At 39.4% G+C, this 21,806-nt stretch carries 21 protein-coding genes; 9 read left to right on the plus strand and 12 right to left on the minus strand.

Annotated features, from left to right (window positions below; genetic code table 11):
• Positions 1 to 109: 109 nt before the first annotated feature.
• Positions 110 to 1,078, plus strand: a complete 969-nt coding sequence (locus tag AC23ME_RS08170) for a GlxA family transcriptional regulator (RefSeq protein WP_487727263.1) — start codon at positions 110 to 112, stop codon at positions 1,076 to 1,078.
• Positions 1,079 to 1,153: 75 nt separating this feature from the next.
• Here AC23ME_RS08170 and AC23ME_RS08175 read toward each other — a convergent pair whose 3' ends face one another.
• Both AC23ME_RS08175 and AC23ME_RS08180 read right to left on the minus strand, forming a co-directional pair.
• Positions 1,154 to 1,918: a DUF2931 family protein gene (locus tag AC23ME_RS08175; protein WP_487727264.1), complete on the minus strand. Its 765-nt coding sequence runs from the start codon at positions 1,916 to 1,918 to the stop codon at positions 1,154 to 1,156.
• A gap of 10 nt (positions 1,919 to 1,928) precedes the next feature.
• Positions 1,929 to 2,219, minus strand: coding sequence for a hypothetical protein (locus tag AC23ME_RS08180; RefSeq protein WP_487727265.1), 291 nt, complete (start codon positions 2,217 to 2,219; stop codon positions 1,929 to 1,931).
• A 91-nt stretch (positions 2,220 to 2,310) separates the two neighbouring features.
• Between AC23ME_RS08180 and AC23ME_RS08185 the strand changes: the two genes are divergently transcribed.
• The gene (locus AC23ME_RS08185; RefSeq protein ID WP_487727266.1) at positions 2,311 to 3,138 is read left to right on the plus strand and encodes a carboxylesterase family protein; all 828 of its coding nucleotides are present in this window, start codon (positions 2,311 to 2,313) and stop codon (positions 3,136 to 3,138) included.
• A 36-nt stretch (positions 3,139 to 3,174) separates the two neighbouring features.
• Here AC23ME_RS08185 and AC23ME_RS08190 read toward each other — a convergent pair whose 3' ends face one another.
• The 8 genes from AC23ME_RS08190 to AC23ME_RS08225 all read right to left on the minus strand — a co-directional run bounded on the left by AC23ME_RS08190 (position 3,175) and on the right by AC23ME_RS08225 (position 12,487).
• Positions 3,175 to 3,699: a DUF3347 domain-containing protein gene (locus AC23ME_RS08190; protein WP_487727267.1), complete on the minus strand. Its 525-nt coding sequence runs from the start codon at positions 3,697 to 3,699 to the stop codon at positions 3,175 to 3,177.
• A 19-nt stretch (positions 3,700 to 3,718) separates the two neighbouring features.
• Positions 3,719 to 4,939: an efflux RND transporter periplasmic adaptor subunit gene (locus AC23ME_RS08195; protein WP_487727268.1), complete on the minus strand. Its 1,221-nt coding sequence runs from the start codon at positions 4,937 to 4,939 to the stop codon at positions 3,719 to 3,721.
• A gap of 70 nt (positions 4,940 to 5,009) precedes the next feature.
• Complete coding sequence (locus AC23ME_RS08200; RefSeq protein WP_487727269.1) at positions 5,010 to 6,446, minus strand: efflux RND transporter periplasmic adaptor subunit; 1,437 nt, start codon at positions 6,444 to 6,446, stop codon at positions 5,010 to 5,012.
• The gene (locus AC23ME_RS08205; RefSeq protein WP_487727270.1) at positions 6,424 to 7,812 is read right to left on the minus strand and encodes a TolC family protein; all 1,389 of its coding nucleotides are present in this window, start codon (positions 7,810 to 7,812) and stop codon (positions 6,424 to 6,426) included. Before AC23ME_RS08205 ends, AC23ME_RS08200 begins: the two co-directional genes overlap by 23 nt.
• On the minus strand, positions 7,799 to 9,736 hold the full coding sequence (locus AC23ME_RS08210) for an efflux RND transporter permease subunit (protein ID WP_487727271.1): 1,938 nt from the start codon (positions 9,734 to 9,736) through the stop codon (positions 7,799 to 7,801). Before AC23ME_RS08210 ends, AC23ME_RS08205 begins: the two co-directional genes overlap by 14 nt.
• Positions 9,737 to 10,067: 331 nt before the next feature.
• Positions 10,068 to 11,351 (minus strand): efflux RND transporter permease subunit, encoded by a 1,284-nt coding sequence (locus AC23ME_RS08215; RefSeq protein WP_487727272.1) that lies wholly within the window; start codon positions 11,349 to 11,351, stop codon positions 10,068 to 10,070.
• 151 nt (positions 11,352 to 11,502) lie between these two features.
• The gene (locus AC23ME_RS08220; RefSeq protein ID WP_487727273.1) at positions 11,503 to 11,856 is read right to left on the minus strand and encodes a heavy-metal-associated domain-containing protein; all 354 of its coding nucleotides are present in this window, start codon (positions 11,854 to 11,856) and stop codon (positions 11,503 to 11,505) included.
• A 232-nt stretch (positions 11,857 to 12,088) separates the two neighbouring features.
• On the minus strand, positions 12,089 to 12,487 hold the full coding sequence (locus tag AC23ME_RS08225; RefSeq protein ID WP_487727274.1) for an HYC_CC_PP family protein: 399 nt from the start codon (positions 12,485 to 12,487) through the stop codon (positions 12,089 to 12,091).
• Between the two features lie 199 nt (positions 12,488 to 12,686).
• Between AC23ME_RS08225 and AC23ME_RS08230 the strand changes: the two genes are divergently transcribed.
• A complete protein-coding gene (locus tag AC23ME_RS08230; protein ID WP_487727275.1) occupies positions 12,687 to 12,983 on the plus strand; it encodes a Dabb family protein in 297 nt (98 codons plus the stop codon).
• A 55-nt stretch (positions 12,984 to 13,038) separates the two neighbouring features.
• Here AC23ME_RS08230 and AC23ME_RS08235 read toward each other — a convergent pair whose 3' ends face one another.
• Positions 13,039 to 13,653: a response regulator gene (locus AC23ME_RS08235; RefSeq protein ID WP_487727276.1), complete on the minus strand. Its 615-nt coding sequence runs from the start codon at positions 13,651 to 13,653 to the stop codon at positions 13,039 to 13,041.
• Positions 13,650 to 15,593, minus strand: a complete 1,944-nt coding sequence (locus tag AC23ME_RS08240) for a tetratricopeptide repeat-containing sensor histidine kinase (protein ID WP_487727277.1) — start codon at positions 15,591 to 15,593, stop codon at positions 13,650 to 13,652. The genes AC23ME_RS08235 and AC23ME_RS08240 overlap by 4 nt, the downstream gene beginning before the upstream one ends.
• Before the next feature lie 206 nt (positions 15,594 to 15,799).
• On the opposite strand from AC23ME_RS08240, the gene AC23ME_RS08245 reads away from it, so the two are divergent.
• The 6 genes from AC23ME_RS08245 to AC23ME_RS08270 all read left to right on the plus strand — a co-directional run bounded on the left by AC23ME_RS08245 (position 15,800) and on the right by AC23ME_RS08270 (position 21,805).
• Positions 15,800 to 16,474: a hypothetical protein gene (locus AC23ME_RS08245; protein WP_487727278.1), complete on the plus strand. Its 675-nt coding sequence runs from the start codon at positions 15,800 to 15,802 to the stop codon at positions 16,472 to 16,474.
• Positions 16,475 to 16,500: 26 nt separating this feature from the next.
• Positions 16,501 to 17,397, plus strand: coding sequence for a CARDB domain-containing protein (locus AC23ME_RS08250; protein ID WP_487727279.1), 897 nt, complete (start codon positions 16,501 to 16,503; stop codon positions 17,395 to 17,397).
• A 23-nt stretch (positions 17,398 to 17,420) separates the two neighbouring features.
• Positions 17,421 to 18,959 (plus strand): TolB family protein, encoded by a 1,539-nt coding sequence (locus tag AC23ME_RS08255; protein ID WP_487727280.1) that lies wholly within the window; start codon positions 17,421 to 17,423, stop codon positions 18,957 to 18,959.
• 37 nt (positions 18,960 to 18,996) lie between these two features.
• Positions 18,997 to 19,794 (plus strand): hypothetical protein, encoded by a 798-nt coding sequence (locus AC23ME_RS08260; protein ID WP_487727281.1) that lies wholly within the window; start codon positions 18,997 to 18,999, stop codon positions 19,792 to 19,794.
• A 275-nt stretch (positions 19,795 to 20,069) separates the two neighbouring features.
• Entirely contained in the window at positions 20,070 to 20,399 is a 330-nt protein-coding gene (locus tag AC23ME_RS08265) for a hypothetical protein (RefSeq protein ID WP_487727282.1), read from the plus strand.
• A 35-nt stretch (positions 20,400 to 20,434) separates the two neighbouring features.
• Entirely contained in the window at positions 20,435 to 21,805 is a 1,371-nt protein-coding gene (locus AC23ME_RS08270) for a hypothetical protein (RefSeq protein ID WP_487727283.1), read from the plus strand.
• Position 21,806 lies beyond the last annotated feature (1 nt).

Here is a 21,806-nt window from a genome sequence, read left to right on the forward strand (position 1 = left end):
TTTTATAACACTAATTTACAGGCTTTTCCATTACCTTCATACTACCATTAATGTCAAAGTTTGGGTGCATTCGAGACATTTACTATTTTAGATTAATCAAAATATAAACATGAAGAAAATAGGAGTATTACTGAGCAAAGGATATAGATTGTTGAGCGTTGCCGCAGTGTTAGACGTGTTGCAAACGGTAAATAAATTCTCGGTGGCAGATGGAATTGCTGCACCTTTTTATATTTTTATGCTTGCCAGCGATGAAACTATTACGGAAACTAAAGAAGCACTAGGCTATCCGTTGACTTCTTTAAAGGATGCTCCCTTAATGCAAATTATTTTAATACCTGCCTTTTCTTCCGAGGATATGCAGACTTCTTTAGGTGCAAATATGAACTGCATTCCGCATTTGGTTGCGCAATACCAAAAGGGCGCTTGTTTGGGCAGCTTTTGCACAGGTGCGTTTTTATTAGGTGCAAGCGGTTTGCTGAACGGCAAAATTGCGACTACCCACGTTGATGCCAGCAATGGTTTTGCAAATGCTTTTCCTTTGGTAAAACTGAAAGTTGACAAGACCGTAACGCAAGATGACCGTTTGTACACCAGTGGCGGTGCTACTTCTTCATTCCATTTGTTGCTTCACTTAATACACGAATACTGTGGTAAAGAAATGTCCATCCGCATTGCGAAGGTTTTTGCTATTGATATGGACCGCGAAAACCAATCGTATTTCAGTACTTTCCAACCTTCAAAAGACCATACGGATGAGTTGGTGGCCATTGCACAAAACAAAATTGAAGCAAATTACCAAGATGCAGCAACTATTGAAGAGTTGATTAAAGATATTCCATCGAGCCGCAGAAATATTGTACGTAGGTTTAAGCAAATTACGGGCATCACCCCTATTGAATATTTACAGCAAACCAGAATTGAAGCTGCTAAAAAACTGTTGGAGAAAACCAGTCAGCAGATGAATGAAATTATTTACAGCTCTGGTTACAACGACCCAAAAGCGTTTAGAAAAGTCTTTAAAAAGAGTGTTGGAATGACGCCAACGCAGTATAGGGAGAAGTTTCAGGTACGGTAGGAACAAGGATTAAGGAACAAAGACTTAAAGACTAAAGACCAAAGCTGAAAGACTAAAGTGTAGAGCGAAGTAAATCTATTTATTTGCCTTCCGTTTTTGTTCCGCTTCCCAATATTCTTTATTCATTTCGATGTAGTGAGTTGGGCTGTCGATGTATTTTGCATCCTTGTCGTAGCCTTTACCAATCAATTGTTTAAGCGTATCTGGCATGTACTCAAATACCGTATTGTAATACTCTTCCTTATTCATTTTCTTACCATGATATAAATCTTCAGGTTTAAGTTCTTTAGCCTTCAGCTTAGTTTTTAGCAGCACTTTTTCCAAAAACATTCCACGTAACCAAACTATCAAATCGCCATCGTTTGCAATTCCGACAACAAAGTTTAAGCCTGGCTTTTCAGAAAGACCGGTATTTGTAGAAATACTCAGCAGCTGATTTTTGGCTTTGGCTTCTTTAAATGTATTCTCGATGGTTTCTCTTGGCAAATCCAAAGTATCCTTATAAAACTTTTTATCCCGATAGGAAACATACTGCAAGACTAATTGCTTAGGAAACGGCAACGGGTCACTCACCCTCGGCGAATAATATTCAGCACCCCAACTGCTGTTAAAATTGTTGACTTCATCTCGGGAGTAAAGAAATCCACCGCCAAAATCATCGTCATTAGGATAAATGAAATAGATATCTCTCAAATAAATTGGATGAGTATAAGGCGCATTTACACTGGCAAAAAAGTAATGTCGGTCCCAAGCTTTATATTTTAAAACCCGCCAAACAATAGCTAACACCAAAATTATGGCAAAGCCGATGTAAATCTTATTGACTAGATTGAGTTTCATTTGCGCTAAATTAATGTTGGAAAGCCTTGCCTAACTGTGCTACATACCAAAGAAGACCTGTGAAGATTAATAAAACCACTAAGGAAATTCCAAAAAACCATTTGGCTGCACGGTAACGATAACCAAAAGCATAAATGCCTTGCAAAACTACAAATGCAACACCAGCAAAATACATCCCCATAATGCCTTCGTCTTCTGAACTAGGTATGAGGCTAAAGAAAATCCACACCAAAACTAAATTGATAATGATGAGCAATACGGATAGATTACTGTTCCTTTCTTTGAGTTCTTCTTGCTGCATGGTTTAGATGTTTCCCTTAAAATACAAATATAAATTCGGTTTTGTTCGATTAATCTTTCACATTACAATTTTAGCAACGATATTCGTAAGCATGAAAAAGCATCTATTTATCCTCTGTTTACTGTGGTTTACAATCGCCAATCTATATGCTCAAAAAATTATAAGCAACACACTTTCTTTCGATAGCACTGCTTTTGTAGCAATAAGAAAAGAATTGAATTCGATGGATGCTGGACCATTCGCCAAACTTAGCTACGAAGCAAATGGTTTCAAATTGCCGTACAGATTATCAGCTCCAAAGAAACTAAAAACTGGCGCAAAATATCCATTGATTATCGCTTTGCATAACTCTACAAGATTAGGTAACGATAATGAAAAGCAGCTAGAACCTTTAACCAGAACTTGGTTAACAGACGAAATGAGAACTCAATTCCCTGCCTATGTTTTGGCACCGCAATTTGAAACCAGACCAACTGAATATGCTGCAAATAAGACTTTGGGTGTGCTCACAGCTAACCCACAGGCAAATTTAAAAACGCTACTTTCATTGATAGAAAGCTTGATAACAAACCCTCAAATTGATGCGGAGCGTATTTATTTAATTGGCTATTCGATGGGCGGTTCTACAGCGCAACATCTATTAAGCGCCAAACCAGATTTATTTGCTGCCGCAATTTCTATCGCTGGAGTTCCTGATGTTTCGAACTTACCGAACATTAAGAAAAAACCTATTTGGTTAATTCACGGCAGAAAAGATGACGAAAATCCTTTTAACGGTAGCGAGAAACTCTTTGAACTATTGAAAGGAAATACAAAAGTTAGATTTACTATTTACGAGAATTTAGACCATAACACCATTACTTTTCCGCTATTGGCTACAAATGAATTGGCGAAATGGTTGTTTAAGTGGAGGAGGTAAAATCATTGCCGTTGGTTTAAACCAACGGCAATGAAGCTATTTCAAAGTCTCTTTAATCTCCCCACAATCCATCATACTTTCTCCATAATATGGATTTCTGATTTCTTTCTTATTACTCAACCAAGAAGCGCCCTTATCGTTCAAGGCCATTGGACAATGCTCTACGTAAACTTCTCCCGATTGCAAACCGATAGCTTTTACCTTAGCAATCATTTCGTTGCTTAAATTAGAGAACAGGCTTCGTTGCACTTCGATATCTGAAGCAGCAGTAATTTTTGATGCAAAACTTACTAATCGCCCACCGTCCTTCAATGATTTTGCACCTAGTTCGAACGCCATACTTGCCTCCTTTGCCGTAGCTAAATCTGAATTAATCAATGCATCGCTTAACAAAAGATACTGCTGATAAACGGCATTCAATTGGTCGCTTTTTAGCGATACTTCATTTAGAGTTTCTATCGCTACTTTTTCTTTCGCAACAGTTTCTTTTTTCTCTTCAGCTTTTTGGTTGCAAGCCACGAAGATTGTTGCTATCGCTATTAATAAAATGTTCTTTTTCATTGTTTTTAAAATTAAAGGCTTACGATTTATCCAACGGATGTTTCCCTCTCTTTAACACAAACTCACTGTACAACAAATAAGCTCCTGTAACTACTACTTCATCGCCTGTGGCAATACCTGAAGTAATGTTAATGCTATTTCCATTTGCTTTACCAACGCTTACTGACATTGGTTCAAAACTATTTTTCCCTGTTTTAATCCACACATGCGGGCCTTTACCATCACGAATAACGGCATCTACCGGCAAATTCATTCCGTCGCCAACTCCCTGCGATGCCAACATTACCTTTACCTGCAAACCGGGCTGCCATTGTCCGTTAGGATTAGCGATACTTCCTCTAATTTGCGTCAGTTGTGTACCAGCTTGTAGCGACGGATTAATGAAATCAACTTTCATCGTTTGCGCTTGGTCTTCCCAACCATTTACCACGACCTTTAAAGTTTGACCTTGTTTAAGCTGCTTCATTTCATTTGGATAAACATCTGCCTCTACCCATAATTTCCCATAACCTTCCAACCGTATAATCGGACTACCTTCCGCTACATATTGACCTTGGGTAATGCTTAATTCAGCAACTGTTCCACTTTGCGTAGCGAACACCGTTACGTACGGATTTTTCTGTTGCGTTTTGCTCAGCTTTTGTAATTGACTTTCAGTCTGTCCATATAATATTAATTTTTGCTTAGCCGATGAAACCAATTGTTGTTCCAATTTATCTCCAGCAAATTGCTTTTGTTGCGCCAAAGCCATCAGATATTCTTGCTGCAAAGTCGCCAACTGCTCCGAGTACAGTTTATATAATGGCTGTCCTTTGCTAATTGCAACCCCAGTTTCTCTAACGAACAATTCGTCTACTCTACCCGCCACTTTTGCTGAGATGTAATTGCTTTGCTGAGGGTCAACCACTAACCTACCATTCAAAACACTTTGGTTCGAGATGCCTTCACCATTTCCTTCATCGCCAATACGAATAGTTTTGATATTGGCCAGTAACTGTCTTTGTGCATCAAGCTTGAGGCTTTTATCATCACTATTTTTCTCGAATGGCACCAAATCCATTGCACAAATTGGGCAAGCTCCCATTTCGTGCTTAACCACCTGCGGATGCATCGGGCAAGTGAAGGTTTGCTGTTTCGCTTTCGCTGATTTGTCTTCCGTTTTTTGCTCTCCGCTACATCCTACTCCAATCATCAAAACGAGGAGAAATAGAAACGGGATGATATGTTTAATTCTTTTCATTTGTATTTATTTTTGCCACAGATGCACAGATATCTGTAATTATCAAGAGAAAATATCCGTGTATCTGTGGCTAATTACTTTTAACTTTTATAAAGCTTTCACTATCTACTAAATACGAAGCATTTTTAGCAAATTCGACATCACGAATATCCTCTTTGACCTGTACCATTCCATTCATGCGCAAACCGGCATTCAAATTCATACTTACAAACACGCCATTTTCCTTTTTGAAAGCCATACTTTGAGCACCTATACTTACCACTGCAGTTTCTGGCAACCAATAACTTTGAGGCACCAACATTGGAATTTTCGCCGTTAAAATCTCACCCGCTTTAAACTTCCCTTTGCTCAGGTAAACTCTCGCTACTGTGAAATTTTCTCCCGCTTTAATCATCGGCTGTATTAACCCAATGATTGATGTTTGGAAACTATCTTCCTTATCAGCAGTCTTATAAAAAGCCATTTTGCTTCCTTTTTTAACCAAAGCACCCAAACTAGGTTTCAATGCAAATTCCGCTAATAACTGGTCGGCTTTGTAAATAGTGAAGATGCTTTGCCCTGCATTTACATATTGTCCTTCCCTTATCATTACTGGAGAATTATTTATTTGCGTTGATGGCGCAGCACTTGATGTAGCATTACCACCGCCGCCCATTCCCGACATACCATCACCACTACTTTCAGTACTTGGTACAGTCACAGCAGCACTGTTATTTGCAAGTTGCTTTTCCAAAATATAACCATCCGCTGGGCTGTAAACTGGAATACGATAATTCACCTTTTTACTTTGTAACACCTGTTGAATGGTTTGATTGCTCATACCCAACAGCAACAATCGTTGTTTAGCCTGTACCAACAAACGTTCGTCCCCAGCACTTTGAAGATAAATCAACTCCTGTTGTGCCGCTGCCACATCTGGAGCGTAGATTTCAAATAACAACTGACCTTTTTTAACAGGCTGATAGTTGTATTTGATGTACAGCTTTTCCAAACGTCCACCAACTCTACTGGCTACACTGGTTTCGCCACGGGTATCATAATTTACGATACCTTGTACTTCCGCAGTTAAAATCTTGGTTTCGTAACTAGCTTTAACCACCGCTGCTTTTGCAACTACCTGCTCATTCGATGGAGCGATTAGTGCTTTCAGTTTAGCATCTACTTCTACCTTTCCAATATCGTGGTGGTCGTTTTTAGGCTTGGTTTGACACGATGCAAGGAAAACTGTAATTAACAATAGAAATAAATACTTCAGGGCTTCCTCCCCCTGCCCCCTCCAAGAGGGGGATATGCAATTCGCTATCTGCGCCACGTGTCTCCCTTTAGAGGGAGAATTAAAGAGGGAGGATTTACCTAAATCATTTGTCTTTTGCATCGCATTACGGTTCCCGCCTTTGCGGGAATTACGATTGCGGCTATTCTCTCCCGTTTGGGGAGAGATGACCAACGGGCAGAGAGGGCTTGCTCCGATACGTCGGAGGGCTCTACCGATACAATTCCTTTTCATAATCCGCAATCATTAAGTAAAGTTTCAATTTCTCATCTAACACATTGTTCTGCATCATATTCAAAGCTTCCCATGAAGCGATTACTTCTGGCAATTGCAGCTTATTTTCGCGATAGCCCAACACGTTCACATCCAGTGTTTTTTGTAAGGTTGGAATGATTTTCTGTTCCATCGCTGCAATCTGCTGTTCCATCGTTTTAATCTGATACTGCATTCCGTACAACATTCCCTGCGTTTCCTGCAACATCGCAGCTTTCTCCATCTGCATCGCTTCTACCTCATATTGCATTCCTTTCACTTCTGATTTATACATTTTCGAAGCCCAAGGCGCAATTGGAATACTCACCATTCCCATTACGCTAAATGCTTTAGGCATTCCACTGCCCAAAGGCGACATATGGTCAAAGCGAACCCTAAAATCTGGACGACTTTGTCTCTTCATCGCGTCAATATTCAAATTCATCGACTGGATATTGTAGTCCATCTTGGCGACATCTTTTCGAGCCATTGCCAAACTTGCCGTATCTAAAGCCGTTGCTGCAACAAATTGGGGGACATAATTGCTATCAATCTTAAAATCGGTATTGCCTTGCTGGTTCATCATGCTATTTAACCAAGCTTTAGCCTTACCAATCTCTCCCTCCTGCATGCGTTTCATATTTTCCGTTTCTTCCAGCTTTGCTGAAGTCTGGTAAACACTCCCCAATTTCGACTGATTAAAAGGATACCTGATTTCTTCAATCTTCTTCATGGTTTGCATAATTTGGGTGCTTTTCTCCAGTACTTTCAACTTCTGCTGTGCAACCAACCAAGCATAATACAACTTTTTCGCCTGTGTTTTAAAATCGTTCAAAGTCACCGCCCTGGTTGCTCTTTCAACATTAGCTTTCGAATTGATGAACTTCTTCTGCGCATTCAACTTTCCATAGTTCGGGATGTCCTGTTCTACCTGAAACATCAACGAACCTTTGTCCCTACCATCCATCATCATTTGCCCTGGATAAGGCGTCATGAACGTTCCTACACCAACCATTGGCGCCATCCAAGCAGTAGCTGCTTTGGCGTTGTACTGGTAACTTTCTGCTTTTAGTCCGTAAGATTTAAGTTGTAAATTGTTCTGGTCAATACGACTTAGAATGGTATCGAGAGAAAGTACTAGGGTTTGCGCTTGGGCTGTGAAAGAAAAAACAATCATTAATACAGCCAAAAGAGCAATTCTTCCGACTTGCAACGACGCCCAATTATTCTTGCCGTCATGCCCAACTCGATTGGGCATCGTAATGCTTGAGTAGGAAACTTCATATGCTTTACGGTTCCCGTCTATGCGGGAATGACGACCTTTCAAAGTTTTGTTAATGCTGTACATCGTGCACCTCCAATTTTCCGTATTTTTTCAATTCGTATTCTTTAGACATTAAAAAGATGAGCGGCGTAACCAATAAAATATGTGTCGAGGAAGTCAATACACCACCAATCATAGGTAACACGATAGGCTGCATCACATCAACACCTACTCCAGTAGCCCATAGCACAGGCACCAAACCAAACAGAGATACACAAACTGTCATCAGTTTCGGGCGCAAGCGTTTTGCAGCGCCATAAATCACGTATTCTCGCAAATCATCCCGAGTAATCGTTTCCCTCGAATTTCCTTTGAGTTTAATTAAATTTTGCATCGCATCGTTCAAGTAAATCACCATTACAATACCCGTTTCTACCGCAATACCAAACAACGCAATGAAACCAACTGCCACACCAACCGAAAGGTTCACGCCCCAGAAATAAATCATATAAGCACCGCCAATCAACGCAAAAGGGACGGTAATTAAGCTCAAGAAAGCTTCCCTAATAGAATGGAAAGCGAAATAAAGGGAGAAAAAAATAATCACCAAAACCACTGGCGCAATCCACATTAAAGTTTGCTGGCCTCTTATTAAATTCTCGTACTGGCCGCTCCACTCCAAGAAATATCCCTCTGGTAAAATGCCATCTTCTTTGTTTAGCTGCTCCATCGCCTCTTTCACCGTACTCCCCAAATCTCTATCGCGAACGTTGAACATCACCGCTCCACGTAAAATTGCATTGTCAGAACTAATCATTGGCGGGCCATCCTCAAACTTCACATCGGCCACTGCCGACAAAGGAATTTCTCCAAAACCCTGCGATTGCAAAGGAATACGCTGGATTTGCTCCACACTGTTACGATACTCCTGCGCCAAACGCACACTAATCGAAAATCGCTGCCTGCCTTCAATCGTATTGCCAATACTCGCACCACCAAGCGCAGTTTCCACCACTTGGTTTACATCATCAATGTTCAAACCATAGCGAGCCAATTCTTCTCTTTTAATATCTACAGCCAAATATTTTCCGCCAGTAATCGGCTCCACAAACAAATCGCTAACACCAGCAGTACCCTCCAAAGCCGCTTTTACCTTTTCCGAAACCGCAGCAATGGTATCTAAATTCTGCCCGAAAACTTTAATCCCCACATCGGTACGAATACCCGTAGCCAACATATTGATACGGTTAATAATAGGCTGTGTCCAACCATTTACCACCCCCGGAATTTGCAATTTCGCATCCAACTCGGTAATAATATCCTTCTTGGTAACGCCCTCACGCCACTCACTTTTCGGTTTCAGCGTAATAATCGTTTCAATCATACTAATCGGCGAATTATCCGTTGCCGTACTCGCCCTCCCTGCTTTTCCCAAAACTTTATCAACTTCGGGCACCGATTTGATGATTTTATCCTGCACCTGCAAAATCCTTTTCGCCTCTGCGTTCGACACATCTGGCAAGGTTACAGGCATAAACAAAATGCTCTGTTCATCCAATGGCGGGATAAACTCCGTTCCTAAATTTTTCAGTAGCGGAATGGTAATTAACAAAGCCACCACGTTAATTGCGATAGTCGTTTTACGCCATTCCAGCACCTTTCTAATGATGGGCTCGTACACTCTTTCCAAAAATCTATTCACCGGATTGGCATTATCTGGCTTAAATTTCCCCTTCATAAAAAAGGAAATTAGCACAGGCGCTAATGTGATAACCAACAGCGCATCCACAATCATGATAAACGTTTTGGTGTAGGCCAACGGATGGAATAATTTCCCTTCCTGCCCAGTCAGCATAAACACTGGTAAAAACGATGTAATGATAATCACAGTTGCAAAAAACACCCCTCTCGATACTTGCTTGCTCGATTTTGTGATAATTGCCAGTCGTTCTTCTTCGCTAATCCACTCGGGCTCTTTGCGAAATTTATTTTTTAACCAATTTTTCATCGGCGTAAATTTTGTTTTCAATGGTGATGAAGCTATCATGAAACATGATGGTTTCATCGGCTTATATTTTTAAATTATAATTAATTTTTGAAAAGCAGTTTCAGCAATTTTCGGTTGCTGTAGTCCCGCTTTCCTCTCTAGCCCTCTTTCGCTACGCTCTCTCGGGGCTGCCGTTTCAATCGGGTTTATTTCACTTAATTCCGATTTTCTTAGGCAATTTTTCCTACGTCTATGCATGTACAGTACAGACGCAAGATTTTGCGTCTCTAACGCTCTAAACAAAAATTTTGCGCCTCTAACAATTTAGACGCAAAATCTTGCGTCTCTACGGCTATTCTTTTTTCCCTACCACCTGTTCATACCTTTCCGATAAATGCTTATACGCATTCTCGCTCATGATAATTCCATTATCTACAATTACACCAATAGCCAGTGCAATACCCGTTAAAGACATGATATTCGAACTAATACCAAATGCGTTTAACAGAATAAAACTTGCTGCAATGGTAATAGGAATTTGAATAATGATGCTCACTGCACTACGCCAATGGAACAAGAAAATAATCACGATTAATGAAACCACAATCATCTCTTCAATCAACGTGTTTTTGATACTATCTACCGACTCCTTAATCAGCTCGCCACGGTCGTAAACAATCTCGAATTTCACTCCTTTGGGTAAACCTTTAGCCACTTCGGCCATTTTAGCTTTCACTTTATCAATCACATCTGCAGCGTTTTCGCCGTAGCGCATTACCACAATTCCACCTACACGTTCACCTTCGCCATCTTGGTCAAAAATGCCTAAACGAGTTTCGCCAGTCATTTGTACGGTAGCTACATCCGCAATGCGAATAGGTGTACCATTCTGGTTTTTAACAGGAATATTTGCGATTTCGTCTATCGATTTTAAATAGCCCGAAGTTTTGATAATGTAACCAATATCGCTCATCTCGAACTTCCGTCCACCAGCTTCGTTGTTATTGCTTCTCACTGCTGAAATTACTTGTGGCACCGTCAGTTTGTAGAACAGTAGTTTATTTGGGTCTATTGCAATTTGATACTGTTTTTGGAAACCACCAAACGAAGCAATTTCACTTACGCCTGGTACATTTTGCAACGCAAACTTCACGTACCAATCTTGAATAGCACGTTGTTCTCCCAAATCTACATCTGGCGCATCTAAAGTATACCACAACACATGACCAACACCCGTTCCATCTGGACCAAGTTGTGGTGTAGCACCATCCGGCAATGTTTTCGAAATCGTGCTAATTCGTTCCAACACTCTTTCTCTAGCCCAATACACATCTACATCATCCTCAAAAATGACATAGATAAAGCTCATCCCAAACATGGAAGAACCACGCACATATTTAATTTTAGGAATACCCTGTAAATTAGTTACCAATGGGTAGGTTATTTGGTCCTCAATCAATTGAGGCGAACGCCCCATCCACTCTGTGAACACAATTACTTGGTTTTCGGACAAGTCTGGTATCGCATCTATCGGATTTTTCTTTACCGCAAAAATGCCCCAAACAAATATCCCAATGGCCAATACCAACACGATAAATCGGTTGCGCATAGACCAGTCAATAATTTGATGTACCATTTGAAAATTATTACCCTCTTTCTTTTATGGCTTATTATAATTAAAATCCTCCCCCTACCCCCTCCAAGAGGGGGACAGCGTGATGCAATTCTCTTCCTATTAGGGGAGAGATGCCGACGGCAGAGAGAGCTTGCTCCGATAATTCGGAGGGTTAATGCGCCTTTTCAGTCTTACCAGTACGGTCATATTTACAACAGCCTGGCAACTTCGCATACACCTCATCAGTAGCTTTTGCTTTATCAGTATCATGACCCAAAGCAGCTATTTTTTGATGAACAGCTTTTTCGTCTAACTTCTTTTTATCGTAGCTAACGGTCAAAAATTTTGTGGTTTTATCCCATTCAGCCGAAGTGATGGCTGTGTCATTTTTTAAACCAGTTTCTATACGTTTTTTACACATACCGCAGTTACCTAATACTTTAATTTTGTCAGTTTTTGTTTGAGCAAAAGCTGCTGTACCTAACATAGTGAATGCTACAACAGCAATCATTTTTAATGATTTCATAACTTCTAAGTTTTGTTGGTAGTAAAATATCATGCAAAGCAGATTTCACTAGCAACGAGTTAAATAAATAAGATTTGGATTGTTTTGGCTAAAAGCCGGTATGGGAGTAATTTCCTGAGCGGTCGTCATCCCGAATTTATTTCGGGATCAGTTAAATAAGCTGAACTGATTCTGAAACAAGTTCAGAATGACAGCAGGATTGTCTAACCCAATAAAGAAAAGAAAGAGGGTATTATATTCTGTAAGTACAGTTTTTGATAAAAATGGGAAGCTGTTGCCCTAATGGAGGCGCATTACTTCTAGCTTCCTGAGAAATGATTTTGGTAACTGGCAACAGATAACCTTCCAAAGGTTTTACTTGCGGAATTAAAAAAACAGATTGTTCGAATTTGTAAATTTGAGCACTTGCCTTTTGAGCTTGATCTACCTTAGCCTGGTGTTGGACATCTTTGCAGCAAGATTTTTCAGACGATTCCTTTTTTTCCATGCCGCAGAAATCGCAAGCATGTTTTTCGCTATCAGTTAAACTCCAATCAACGAGTTCTCCCATGCAATAATGAAGATTCACGCCGGCACCACTGGCTACTGCCAGATAGAAAAACGCCATAAGTGTTAACAAGAGTTTCTTCATTACACAACAAAGATGAGCAAAATTATTTAAATGTGTTTTATATAATTTTTTGAGTTTGTTATATAATGATGGTTAATCGGCTAATTGTTGGAATTGGTTAATTGTTAAAAGACAATGTCTATGTATGTTTAGTTCAGTTAGCCAATTAATCGATTTAAACAGTTAACCAAATTGTATATCTTCGCCATAAAAAAGAAAAATGATTGCACACCACGTACTATTTTGGTTAAAAGCCGATACCACTGAAGCTCAAAAAGAAACCTTCTTAGGAGGATTAAAAAGTTTAGAAAACATTGAAGTTGTAAAAAACTTTCACGTTGGCACACCAGCACCTATCGAGCGTGCAGTGGTTGATACAACCTACACCTTCAGCTTAATCTTATTATTCGAAGACTTAGCAGCACATGATGTATACCAAGTTCATCCAATTCATAAAGCTTTTTTAGAAGAATTTAGAGTGTTTTTCGAAAAGGTTGTGATTTACGATGCGAACTAAATAAAAATGAAGGGCTAAGCCTACTATGGGTTGGGCCTTTCATCTGAAAATATCTCTATTCGATCAATCCTTTTTGAACGGCCATTTTTATCAACGCTGCGATATTATGGGTACCAAATTTTAATAGTAGGTTTTTGCGGTGAGTATCTATTGTACTTACGCTCACAAAGAGTTTTTCTGCAATTTCAAGATTGGTCATCCCGTTGGCAATGAGTTCCAAAACTTCCTGCTCTCTTCGGGTCAATAGAATTTCGGTTTCTTTCTTTTGCTGAAGTGTTTGCGCAACTTCGTGACTAAGGTACTTCTGACCCTTATTTACGGTGATAATTGCCTCCATTAACTCTTCCTTTGTTGCATTTTTCAGCACATAACCAGATGCTCCGTTCAACATCATCTTTTCGATAAAACTTTGTTGGTTAAAGGTGCTTAAGCCTATAATAAATGTTGAAGGATATTTTTGTTTCACCTCTTTACAAAGCTCTATCCCACTTTTATCTGGCAGGTTAATATCCATTAAAATCACATCTGGTTGATGTTTAACAAGATAAGACATACAAAAATTAGCATTAATGGCATGGCCACAGTAATCAATTTCCTTTTCATCTTGTAGCAAAGTACGGATCCCTTCAATCACCATCAAATGGTCGTCTACTATAAATAAACTGATCATAAATGTAGTTCTGTTAATACTGATGTCCCTTTTTCTGGCTTGCTTTGCACATCTAATTTCCCTTTTAAAAATTCCACTCTATTGTTAATATTGTTCCAACCGATGCCTTTGGCTTGCTCCAGAATCTTTGTATTGAAACCCTTGCCGTCATCTTCAACCGTAAGTAACAAGGTATTTCCATTTTTGGTAACCTGCAACAACGCCTGTTTAGCATTAGCATGTTTAATCACATTATTGATGAGTTCTTGTGCAATTCGATAGATAGTAATGGCAGTGGTGTCGGCCATCTTTTCGTTTTTTAAACCGATAGATTGATAGTTCACTTTCAAAGCACCCGATTGATTAATATCGTTACAAAAATCTTCCAATGCAGTGTCTAGACCAAATTTAACCAGGGCTTCTGGCATCATATTATGTGCTACCCTACGCATTTCTTTAATAGAACTGTCCAGCATATCCATACTGCGTTCAAAAGCCTGTGCGTTATCAGGCGTCAAAATCATGTTTCCTTTCATGTGCTGAAATGAGTATTTAATTCCGCTCAACATCCCTCCCAAACCATCGTGAAGGTCTTTTGCCAAACGGCTGCGTTCTTGTTCTTCTCCTTTTAAAACCGCCTCAGTAGCTGCCAATTGTTTTTCAGTTTCGAGTTCGTTAATGCGCTGTTGCTGTAATTTCTGGCGATGCCTATAGTTACGATAGCCCATCATCAGTATAATTACCAATACTGTCGCACCACCAATAAGTATATAGTTTAAGGTGTTTTTTTGTTTGATAGCCGCATTTTGTAACTTAATTTGACTGTCCTTCTTCTCAGTTTCGTATTTTTTCTCTAGCGTGGCAATGTAATTTTTATGTTCCAAAGAAATGATAGAGTCACCTAATTCCGTATTCTTTACATTGTATTCCAAAGCCTTATCAAACTTACCCCACTCTTTATACAATCGGGCGTAATACTCTAATAAGTTTAGTTTCTGGTTAACAGCTTGTGTTTTTTCTACATCAGCATCTAAGGACTTAAGTATTCGCTCTGCTTCTACAAACTTTTTCTGCATAGCTAAAACCCTAGACAATTGCATTTTTGATTGTATAATGGCAGACAAGCTTTTATTTTTCTCAGCAATTTTAAGGCTATTGCTAAAATCGGCTTGAGCTTTTGAGAATTCGTTCAAATTCAAATGGATTAAGCCCGAAATTAAATGGTAGCCAGTAAGCTTGGCAGGCATAAAATTGGTATCATAATTCATTAACGCACTGTCTCTTGCTGCACCAGCTTTTTTCATATCTCTCAAAAAAATGTAAGACATTGCCACAGCAGCATACGACGCAAACTTGGCCTCCTTTTTACCAGACTTTTTAGCGTAAAAAACCGCCTTTTCGCCACTTAAAAGTTGATTTTGGTAATCATTCATATCTTTATAATAAAGGCCCATATTGTAATAGGCGTCTACTATAGAGGAATAATCTGCCAACTTTTCGAAACAGGCAATGGCTTTCAATTGGTAGTCTACCGCCTTTCTATAATCACTAATATTACGGTAGCCCGCAGCAAGCGAATTATACGTTTTTGCAATTAATATGTCTTTCTTTTCGTGGTTGGACTTCTTTGCAATAGTTAAAGCTATGTGTAAAACTTCAACAGCCTTTTTATACTCGCCCATGGCATGGTAAACAGAATACTTATTCTGATAAATCGATGCTGTTTCATAATCGAGCTTATGTTTTTTTGCAAAAGTTAATGCCCGATCGTAAAGCAACACGGCCTTTTTTTGGTCGACAAGTTGATAGGCGTTGGCCAACTCCTTCATCGTATTGGCTCGCTCAGCTATCATCAATTTTCCTTTAAGCACCTTATTAATACTATCAACTTTGTTTTGTTGTGCATTTAAGTTGATGGCATATAAAAGGCATGCAAATACTGCAAGTTTTTTTAGATACATTATTATTTTGCGTGAATACAAATAAACCTAAATATCAACTGGATTTCGCTCCCCTTTTTACATGATTTTTATTAAAGCTACAAAATATCTTTTGCGAAGAAAACAACCTAATCTACTCTAATTCAACAACTTTTTAAATATCCCCTTTTTCTAGGATTGAAAAACAGTATCATCTTCATCAACTTTACTAAACAAAAATTAAGGTCATGAAAAAATACATTTCTCCCCTATTATTTATTTTATGCTCAGCTTACTACAGCTATGCGCAAATACCTGTAAAAACAGCACCAATAAGAAAAATGAGCAAACCTTTGGAAATTCCTGCGCAACCTACACCCACGCAGCCAACAGCTCCAGCCCCCACTTCAACCACTCCTCCGCCAGCCCCTGCTGCAACACCTGTTTACTCCTTAAGTGGTGCCTCGGTAAAGATTAGAACTGGTGCAGATAACAAGGAAGGATTATCTTCTGTAGTATTAAACCTATATAATACGGGCACCAATGTTATCTGTTTTCAACACCCCCAAGTAATTAATGCGCAGTTTGACAGCAATAGCGAAATGCAATTTAGGTTGGTAAGATTTAGTATGCAAGGCCGACCAGATAATGCCCCAAGCCTGCTCTTAAATGCAATACAAAGTAACGGTTTAAGGTTCGATATTGGTTACACGCCCAATTTTATCTTCGATGCCTGGAAAGTACAAGGCCTTACATTGGTGCTAGAATTTAGTGACCAGTTTGGTAAACCCCATCCGTCTTTGGCAAGTGTTCCAATTCAAATATCAAACGCTGTGGGTACACTTGATGGAACCAACAACAAAATGTCTTGCTATATCGATAAAAATTTTAGGTCGCTCAATTCAACTATTGGAAAGTTTTAAAAATTATTCACCTAATATAATAACACATGAAAATATCACTCTTTTTCATTTGCGCCCTTTGCATCAGCGTTATCGCCGAAGCACAAATTGTGGCAAAGCCTATTAACAAAATCAACGTTTTACAACAAAACAATGCCATTGGTACTAAAGGAGCAGACCTTACAGTGCAAGTTACCAGTATAGATCACAATGCAGGCAACTACATCATCAATTACACATTAAAAAATGTAGGCAATGTAAATATCGATCTAAAAGATGTGAGCATGCAAGGTAATATTTACAAGGCAGATGGCAACTTTGTGATGGCCGGAGGGGGCATGGTGCTCCTTTACGAGGGTACACTTAACGCTGGTCAGGAATTTAAAGGAAAGATGGGATATAGTACCAACAAGCTCTACAGTAACGAAAGCTACACCTATCGCCTAACAGCAGACAACCACAATAAAGTTGCCGAAACAAACGAAAACAACAACATTAGTGAACTTCCTATTATTGGATACACACAACAAACGGGAAACGTAAATCAAATTTTTCAAGAAAGAAACCTGAAAAAGGGAGTGGACAACCAGTTAAACGATGCTACTATCAGCATTAGAAATATCGAAAAAAGAAACGGAATTTATTTTATCGACTTTACCATCAAAAATGTAGGCACAAGCACTATAAACTTTAATGATTTATCTACACAATGCTATATACAATTAACATCCGACCCCACTAATAACACCGCTCCCGCTGGTGGAAGCATGCTTGGAATTAATGGAACTTTAGCACCTGGGCAGGAACTTCAAGGTTCGAGACATGTTAGTTACAATTTAGAGGCTGGCCGATCTTACAAGTTTATCATCGAAGTAAAACTCCGCGTAGCTGAAGCTAACCTTACGGATAATAGGGCTGTGCGAAACGTTTACAACATCCAGTAAATTATCATTAAAATATTAATCTAATGAAATCGATAAAACCGATCTTATTGATGCTCTTTTGCTGTCAATTATGCTCTATTGCAACATTTGCACAGGCTCAGGTTGCAAAAGTGACTTTAAAAGTTATTGGCATCGCCCCTGGCGAAACGTTTAAATTTAAAGATATCAACAACCGTGAATTAGTGTTTACGGCACCAACAACTCAAGTTTTAGAAGACCTAACTGTGGGTAGCAAATATAGTTTTACTGCCACCGAAGGGCCTAGGTTTTGCAAAATAACCAATGGAATGGGCGCTGTTCCAAACGCACCTTTAACCATAGAATTAGATTGCACTTACCGAACTTTTAGAAAATTCGAGTTAGTAAGCCGCAGCACTGATAAAAAATTATTAGGAACATTTTATGGAAGCAATAGCCCAAGCATTGGTGGTGAAGTAGAAACAGGCGTAAAAGAGGGACAATTTTTGGTCTACGTGACCAGTTGGAACGTAGACCCTAAACATGGGGGCAAAAACAGACAGATAGTGTGGTATAATCGTGGTAACGAAAGAACTGCCGTAATAAGCCGTGGTTTAGATGGCATGGGCGGGAATAAAGACAGTTACGAACCTGCTATTGATGCAAGGGGCTACAGCGTTGCTTTCGAATCTCATGCTACAAATTTGGTGCAGGGCGATGTGAACAATGCTTCGGATGTATTTATGTGGAACCTGATGAACAACCAGATTAGCTGTGTAACTTGCGAAGGCAACGCTCCTTCGGCTGCCGCTTCTATTTCTAGAGACGGTATTTACGTAGCCTTTTCATCTAATGCAAGTAATTTAACCGCTGGTGTAGACGGAACTTCCGTTACTAACGCTTATGTAAAAAATATGCAAACGGGAGAAATTATCCTGCTCAGTAAAGACCCGAAAACTGGCAAGGGCGTGGGTGGCAGACATCCTTCAATTTCTGACGACGGTAACACCATCGCCTTTTATTCTTATTCTGACAAGCTAGTGGCGGGCGATAACAATAAACTTTGGGACATTTTTGTTTGGGAAAGAGGTAATCCTCAATTGAAACGCATTTCGTTAACTACCAATGGCGGCGAAAGAAACCAAAGCAACGAAAGCATGAGTAGAATTGTAGCGCCAACCATTTCTGGCAATGGTAAATATGTCACTTTTGCTACTACTGCAAGCAATATGGTTGACGGAGAAACAACTCAATTTCAACATGTTTACGTAGCTGAAATAGCTACTGGAAAAGTAATTAGAGCGAGTGAAACTAAAGGAAAAATAGCTGGCGATAATGATAGTCCCATCGTACAAGGCGAAAAAATCCCTATTTCATTTGATGGAACTTGGGTTGCCTTTCCTACCAAATCTAAAAATTTGGGCAGTACCATGATGGTGAAGAACATCTTTACCGGAGAAACTATTGCGCTAGGTCAACCCGATAATATGGCCGTAGGTAGGCCAGCCATTTCTAGGGATGGAAACACTATCGTTTTTCCTACCAGCAGCGTATTAGACAAGAAACTTCCAAGTTCTGGGATTTTTGCTTCAGACAAGCAATAAACCATATCTACAAACATAAATCCTTAAAAATATTATTATGAAAAAAGTAATTTACGGCATAACTGCAAGCATCATTTTATGCGGTTACGTTGCCCTCAACTCGGTTATTGAGCAATTAGGCATTGCCGATACGGCTGCGAAGAACTATATCCTTAAAAATATTGTCGGCAGGCACGATATAGGTACGATAGATGATGCTGAGCAAATGGAAGATGGCAGTGCCATTTACAAAGAATTGAAATCGTTTAAACTGCCGGTACTCAAAAACTTATCTGCAGTAATGAGTGGCAATAAGGAACAAATTGCTAAAGAAGCTTGCGAATACGTAAGGGCTTACGTAGAAAGTGAGGAGTTTATAAATGCCTATACCAAAGCCAGAAACGATGCCAAACCTACCAGCGAACCAGACCGAATGGATGCCAATACCATCCAGATATTGAAACAATCGCTTAAAGAAAGCGAAAAAAACTACGCGGCATTAAAGGGAAATAAAATGGTGCCCGCAAGCGCTCTTAACCAAATGCAAAAAAGCATTACGGATATGAAAGCGCAGATTGCTTCGGAAAGCGATCCAACACCTAATAAAACGAGATGGTTACTTCTATATCCAGAAAATCCAAATGTGGCGATAAAAAATAAATTGCAGGAGTATTTAAAACTTGCACCTACGGTAGACTTTTCGGCTACATTAACTGGTACAGGCAAAAACAAAAAATTTGCCAACCCGTCTTATGAAGCGAAAAGCCTGAAATGGAAGGCCATTTACAAAATTGGGAAAGATGCCAATGAGGTAACCACCAATTTCATTAAAGAATGGCTAAGACAATATCCTTAACAAAGAAAAATTTGAATTTCATTTGATTTTTAATTGTCAGTGGGAGTTTGTCACAAACTACTTGTTGAAGAATGTTTCGACAAGCTCAACATGACACCAATGCTTTTGCTAAACCAGATTTAAGAGAAACCTTTGTGGTCTTGGTGCCTTAGTGGTTAAACAAACTTCAACACTATCAAAATCACGTTTTTAGGGGATAGTATACCGCATACATTATCCTCAACTTTATAACACGATCAATTTAATTATCAAACACTTACCAAAAATAAATTATCATGAAAAAATTACTATTAATAGCAATTGGCCTATTTTGGTTGCAAACTGCCAATGCTCAATTATTAAAAAGACTTACAGATAAAGTTAAGGACAAGGTTAGCGAAAAAATTAATCGGAAAGTTGATGAGAAGGTGAACCAAACCATAGATAAGACAACCGACAAAGCCGAAAAAATTCTTACCGATACCACAGCAAGAGCTAAGAAAGCTACCAAAACTGAGCAAATTACCGACTCGCTTGCGGCGGATACTTCCGTAAAACATCAGCTATTTAATGACAATCGGAAAAAGAAAAGCGGCGCTGCCAAAAAGAAAGCTAAAGGTGAGTAAGCCTAAAATTATTGTACCTCAACATCTCTAAAATCATGAAACCATTGTTATTTATCATTGCTACCGTGCTGTTTTATTCGTGTGGTCATGCGCAACAACAAACTTTCGATATCATCACCTTTACCCCGCCAAAAGGTTGGGCAAAAAGTGAAAAGGCCGGAACAATAAGTTTCAGCATAGAAAAAGGCAATTCTTTTTGCGTAATTACACTTTACAAAGCTTTAGACGCCACCACAAATGCACAACAAAATTTTGATTTAGCATGGGAAAGTTTGGTACAGCAAAGTTTAGGCGTAACTACTAAAGCGCAAATGCAACCTGGTGCCACCGATAAAGGTTGGGAAACAAAAATGGGCTCAGCACCCTTCGAAAAAGATGGAATTAAAGGTGCTGCAATATTGGTAAGTAGCAGTCAGGCAGGTAAAATGGTAAACCTAATGGCATTGGCCAACAGCACAGATTTCCAAACGGAGATGGAAAATTTTATAGCTTCCATCAGTTTAAAAAAACCTACTGGAAACAAAACAGCCGCAACTCAATCCCATGCTATAGCAAAATTATCGGGCAAATTTCAGTTTAACACTACAAATTTCGAAAATGGATGGACAAGCATTGAAAAAGAAGACTGGGTAGAAGTAAACAAAGGCAATGTCAAGGTACTTATCCATTATCCTAAAGAAGGTACAATTTTTCCTGCAGACCCTGCACCGTTAACAAACAAAGCTTGGGACATTTTGGTTGCACCGCGATACAGCAACTTGAAAAACTATAGAACGGCCTACATTACAAGTTACATCCGCCAGTATTTTGGTATGGCCCACCTTATCGAAAACAGCTCTAAAAAGCAGGTTTTTGTAGTGCTTTTTAAAAGTGATGGCGGATGGATTGAATGCGTAACTCCAGATAAAAGCACGTTCATACAGGAGTTTAAATTCGACCCAGAGGCTGTTGACCATAACAGCGAGATCAGCATTTCGAAACCACTTGAACTGATGGCACAGTATAACCGCTTTGCCATTGCAGCAAGCGACTTGGATAATACAGGCACTTGGAGCGACCGATTTTCGAGCAATACTTTTTATTCGGATTACTACACTGGCGCCTATGCTGGCATGAGTACCTACTCATCGGCACAGAGCTTTCAATTTGGACCAGCACAATCTTACAATTGGGAGCTAGTCGCTTCAAATTCAGCGCTTGGCCGAACAAAATTCGTTAAAATTACTGGCAAAGGAAAGTTCAAACTTATTAACCAATGGAAGTTACATTTTCCGGAAATGGAAGGAAAACCAAGAACTTACGATGCCTATTTCAGCTGTATTAAAGGCGGAAGAGTATTGTGGTTAAATGACGCAGAAGCACCCGGCTCGGGCATTTTTACCGGCTTCACACTTTCCAAAAAATAAT

Source organism: Pedobacter sp. T50_32 (assembly GCF_057652195.1).

Bases quoted from the DNA above. Each gene is read 5' to 3' on its own strand.
- AC23ME_RS08170 (WP_487727263.1), top strand. From the start codon at position 110: ATGAAGAAAATAGGAGTATTACTGAGCAAAGGATATAGATTGTTGAGC.
- AC23ME_RS08175 (WP_487727264.1), bottom strand. From the start codon at position 1,918: ATGAAACTCAATCTAGTCAATAAGATTTACATCGGCTTTGCCATAATT.
- AC23ME_RS08180 (WP_487727265.1), bottom strand. From the start codon at position 2,219: ATGCAGCAAGAAGAACTCAAAGAAAGGAACAGTAATCTATCCGTATTG.
- AC23ME_RS08185 (WP_487727266.1), top strand. From the start codon at position 2,311: ATGAAAAAGCATCTATTTATCCTCTGTTTACTGTGGTTTACAATCGCC.
- AC23ME_RS08190 (WP_487727267.1), bottom strand. From the start codon at position 3,699: ATGAAAAAGAACATTTTATTAATAGCGATAGCAACAATCTTCGTGGCT.
- AC23ME_RS08195 (WP_487727268.1), bottom strand. From the start codon at position 4,939: ATGAAAAGAATTAAACATATCATCCCGTTTCTATTTCTCCTCGTTTTG.
- AC23ME_RS08200 (WP_487727269.1), bottom strand. From the start codon at position 6,446: ATGAAAAGGAATTGTATCGGTAGAGCCCTCCGACGTATCGGAGCAAGC.
- AC23ME_RS08205 (WP_487727270.1), bottom strand. From the start codon at position 7,812: ATGTACAGCATTAACAAAACTTTGAAAGGTCGTCATTCCCGCATAGAC.
- AC23ME_RS08210 (WP_487727271.1), bottom strand. From the start codon at position 9,736: ATGAAAAATTGGTTAAAAAATAAATTTCGCAAAGAGCCCGAGTGGATT.
- AC23ME_RS08215 (WP_487727272.1), bottom strand. From the start codon at position 11,351: ATGGTACATCAAATTATTGACTGGTCTATGCGCAACCGATTTATCGTG.
- AC23ME_RS08220 (WP_487727273.1), bottom strand. From the start codon at position 11,856: ATGAAATCATTAAAAATGATTGCTGTTGTAGCATTCACTATGTTAGGT.
- AC23ME_RS08225 (WP_487727274.1), bottom strand. From the start codon at position 12,487: ATGAAGAAACTCTTGTTAACACTTATGGCGTTTTTCTATCTGGCAGTA.
- AC23ME_RS08230 (WP_487727275.1), top strand. From the start codon at position 12,687: ATGATTGCACACCACGTACTATTTTGGTTAAAAGCCGATACCACTGAA.
- AC23ME_RS08235 (WP_487727276.1), bottom strand. From the start codon at position 13,653: ATGATCAGTTTATTTATAGTAGACGACCATTTGATGGTGATTGAAGGG.
- AC23ME_RS08240 (WP_487727277.1), bottom strand. From the start codon at position 15,593: ATGTATCTAAAAAAACTTGCAGTATTTGCATGCCTTTTATATGCCATC.
- AC23ME_RS08245 (WP_487727278.1), top strand. From the start codon at position 15,800: ATGAAAAAATACATTTCTCCCCTATTATTTATTTTATGCTCAGCTTAC.
- AC23ME_RS08250 (WP_487727279.1), top strand. From the start codon at position 16,501: ATGAAAATATCACTCTTTTTCATTTGCGCCCTTTGCATCAGCGTTATC.
- AC23ME_RS08255 (WP_487727280.1), top strand. From the start codon at position 17,421: ATGAAATCGATAAAACCGATCTTATTGATGCTCTTTTGCTGTCAATTA.
- AC23ME_RS08260 (WP_487727281.1), top strand. From the start codon at position 18,997: ATGAAAAAAGTAATTTACGGCATAACTGCAAGCATCATTTTATGCGGT.
- AC23ME_RS08265 (WP_487727282.1), top strand. From the start codon at position 20,070: ATGAAAAAATTACTATTAATAGCAATTGGCCTATTTTGGTTGCAAACT.
- AC23ME_RS08270 (WP_487727283.1), top strand. From the start codon at position 20,435: ATGAAACCATTGTTATTTATCATTGCTACCGTGCTGTTTTATTCGTGT.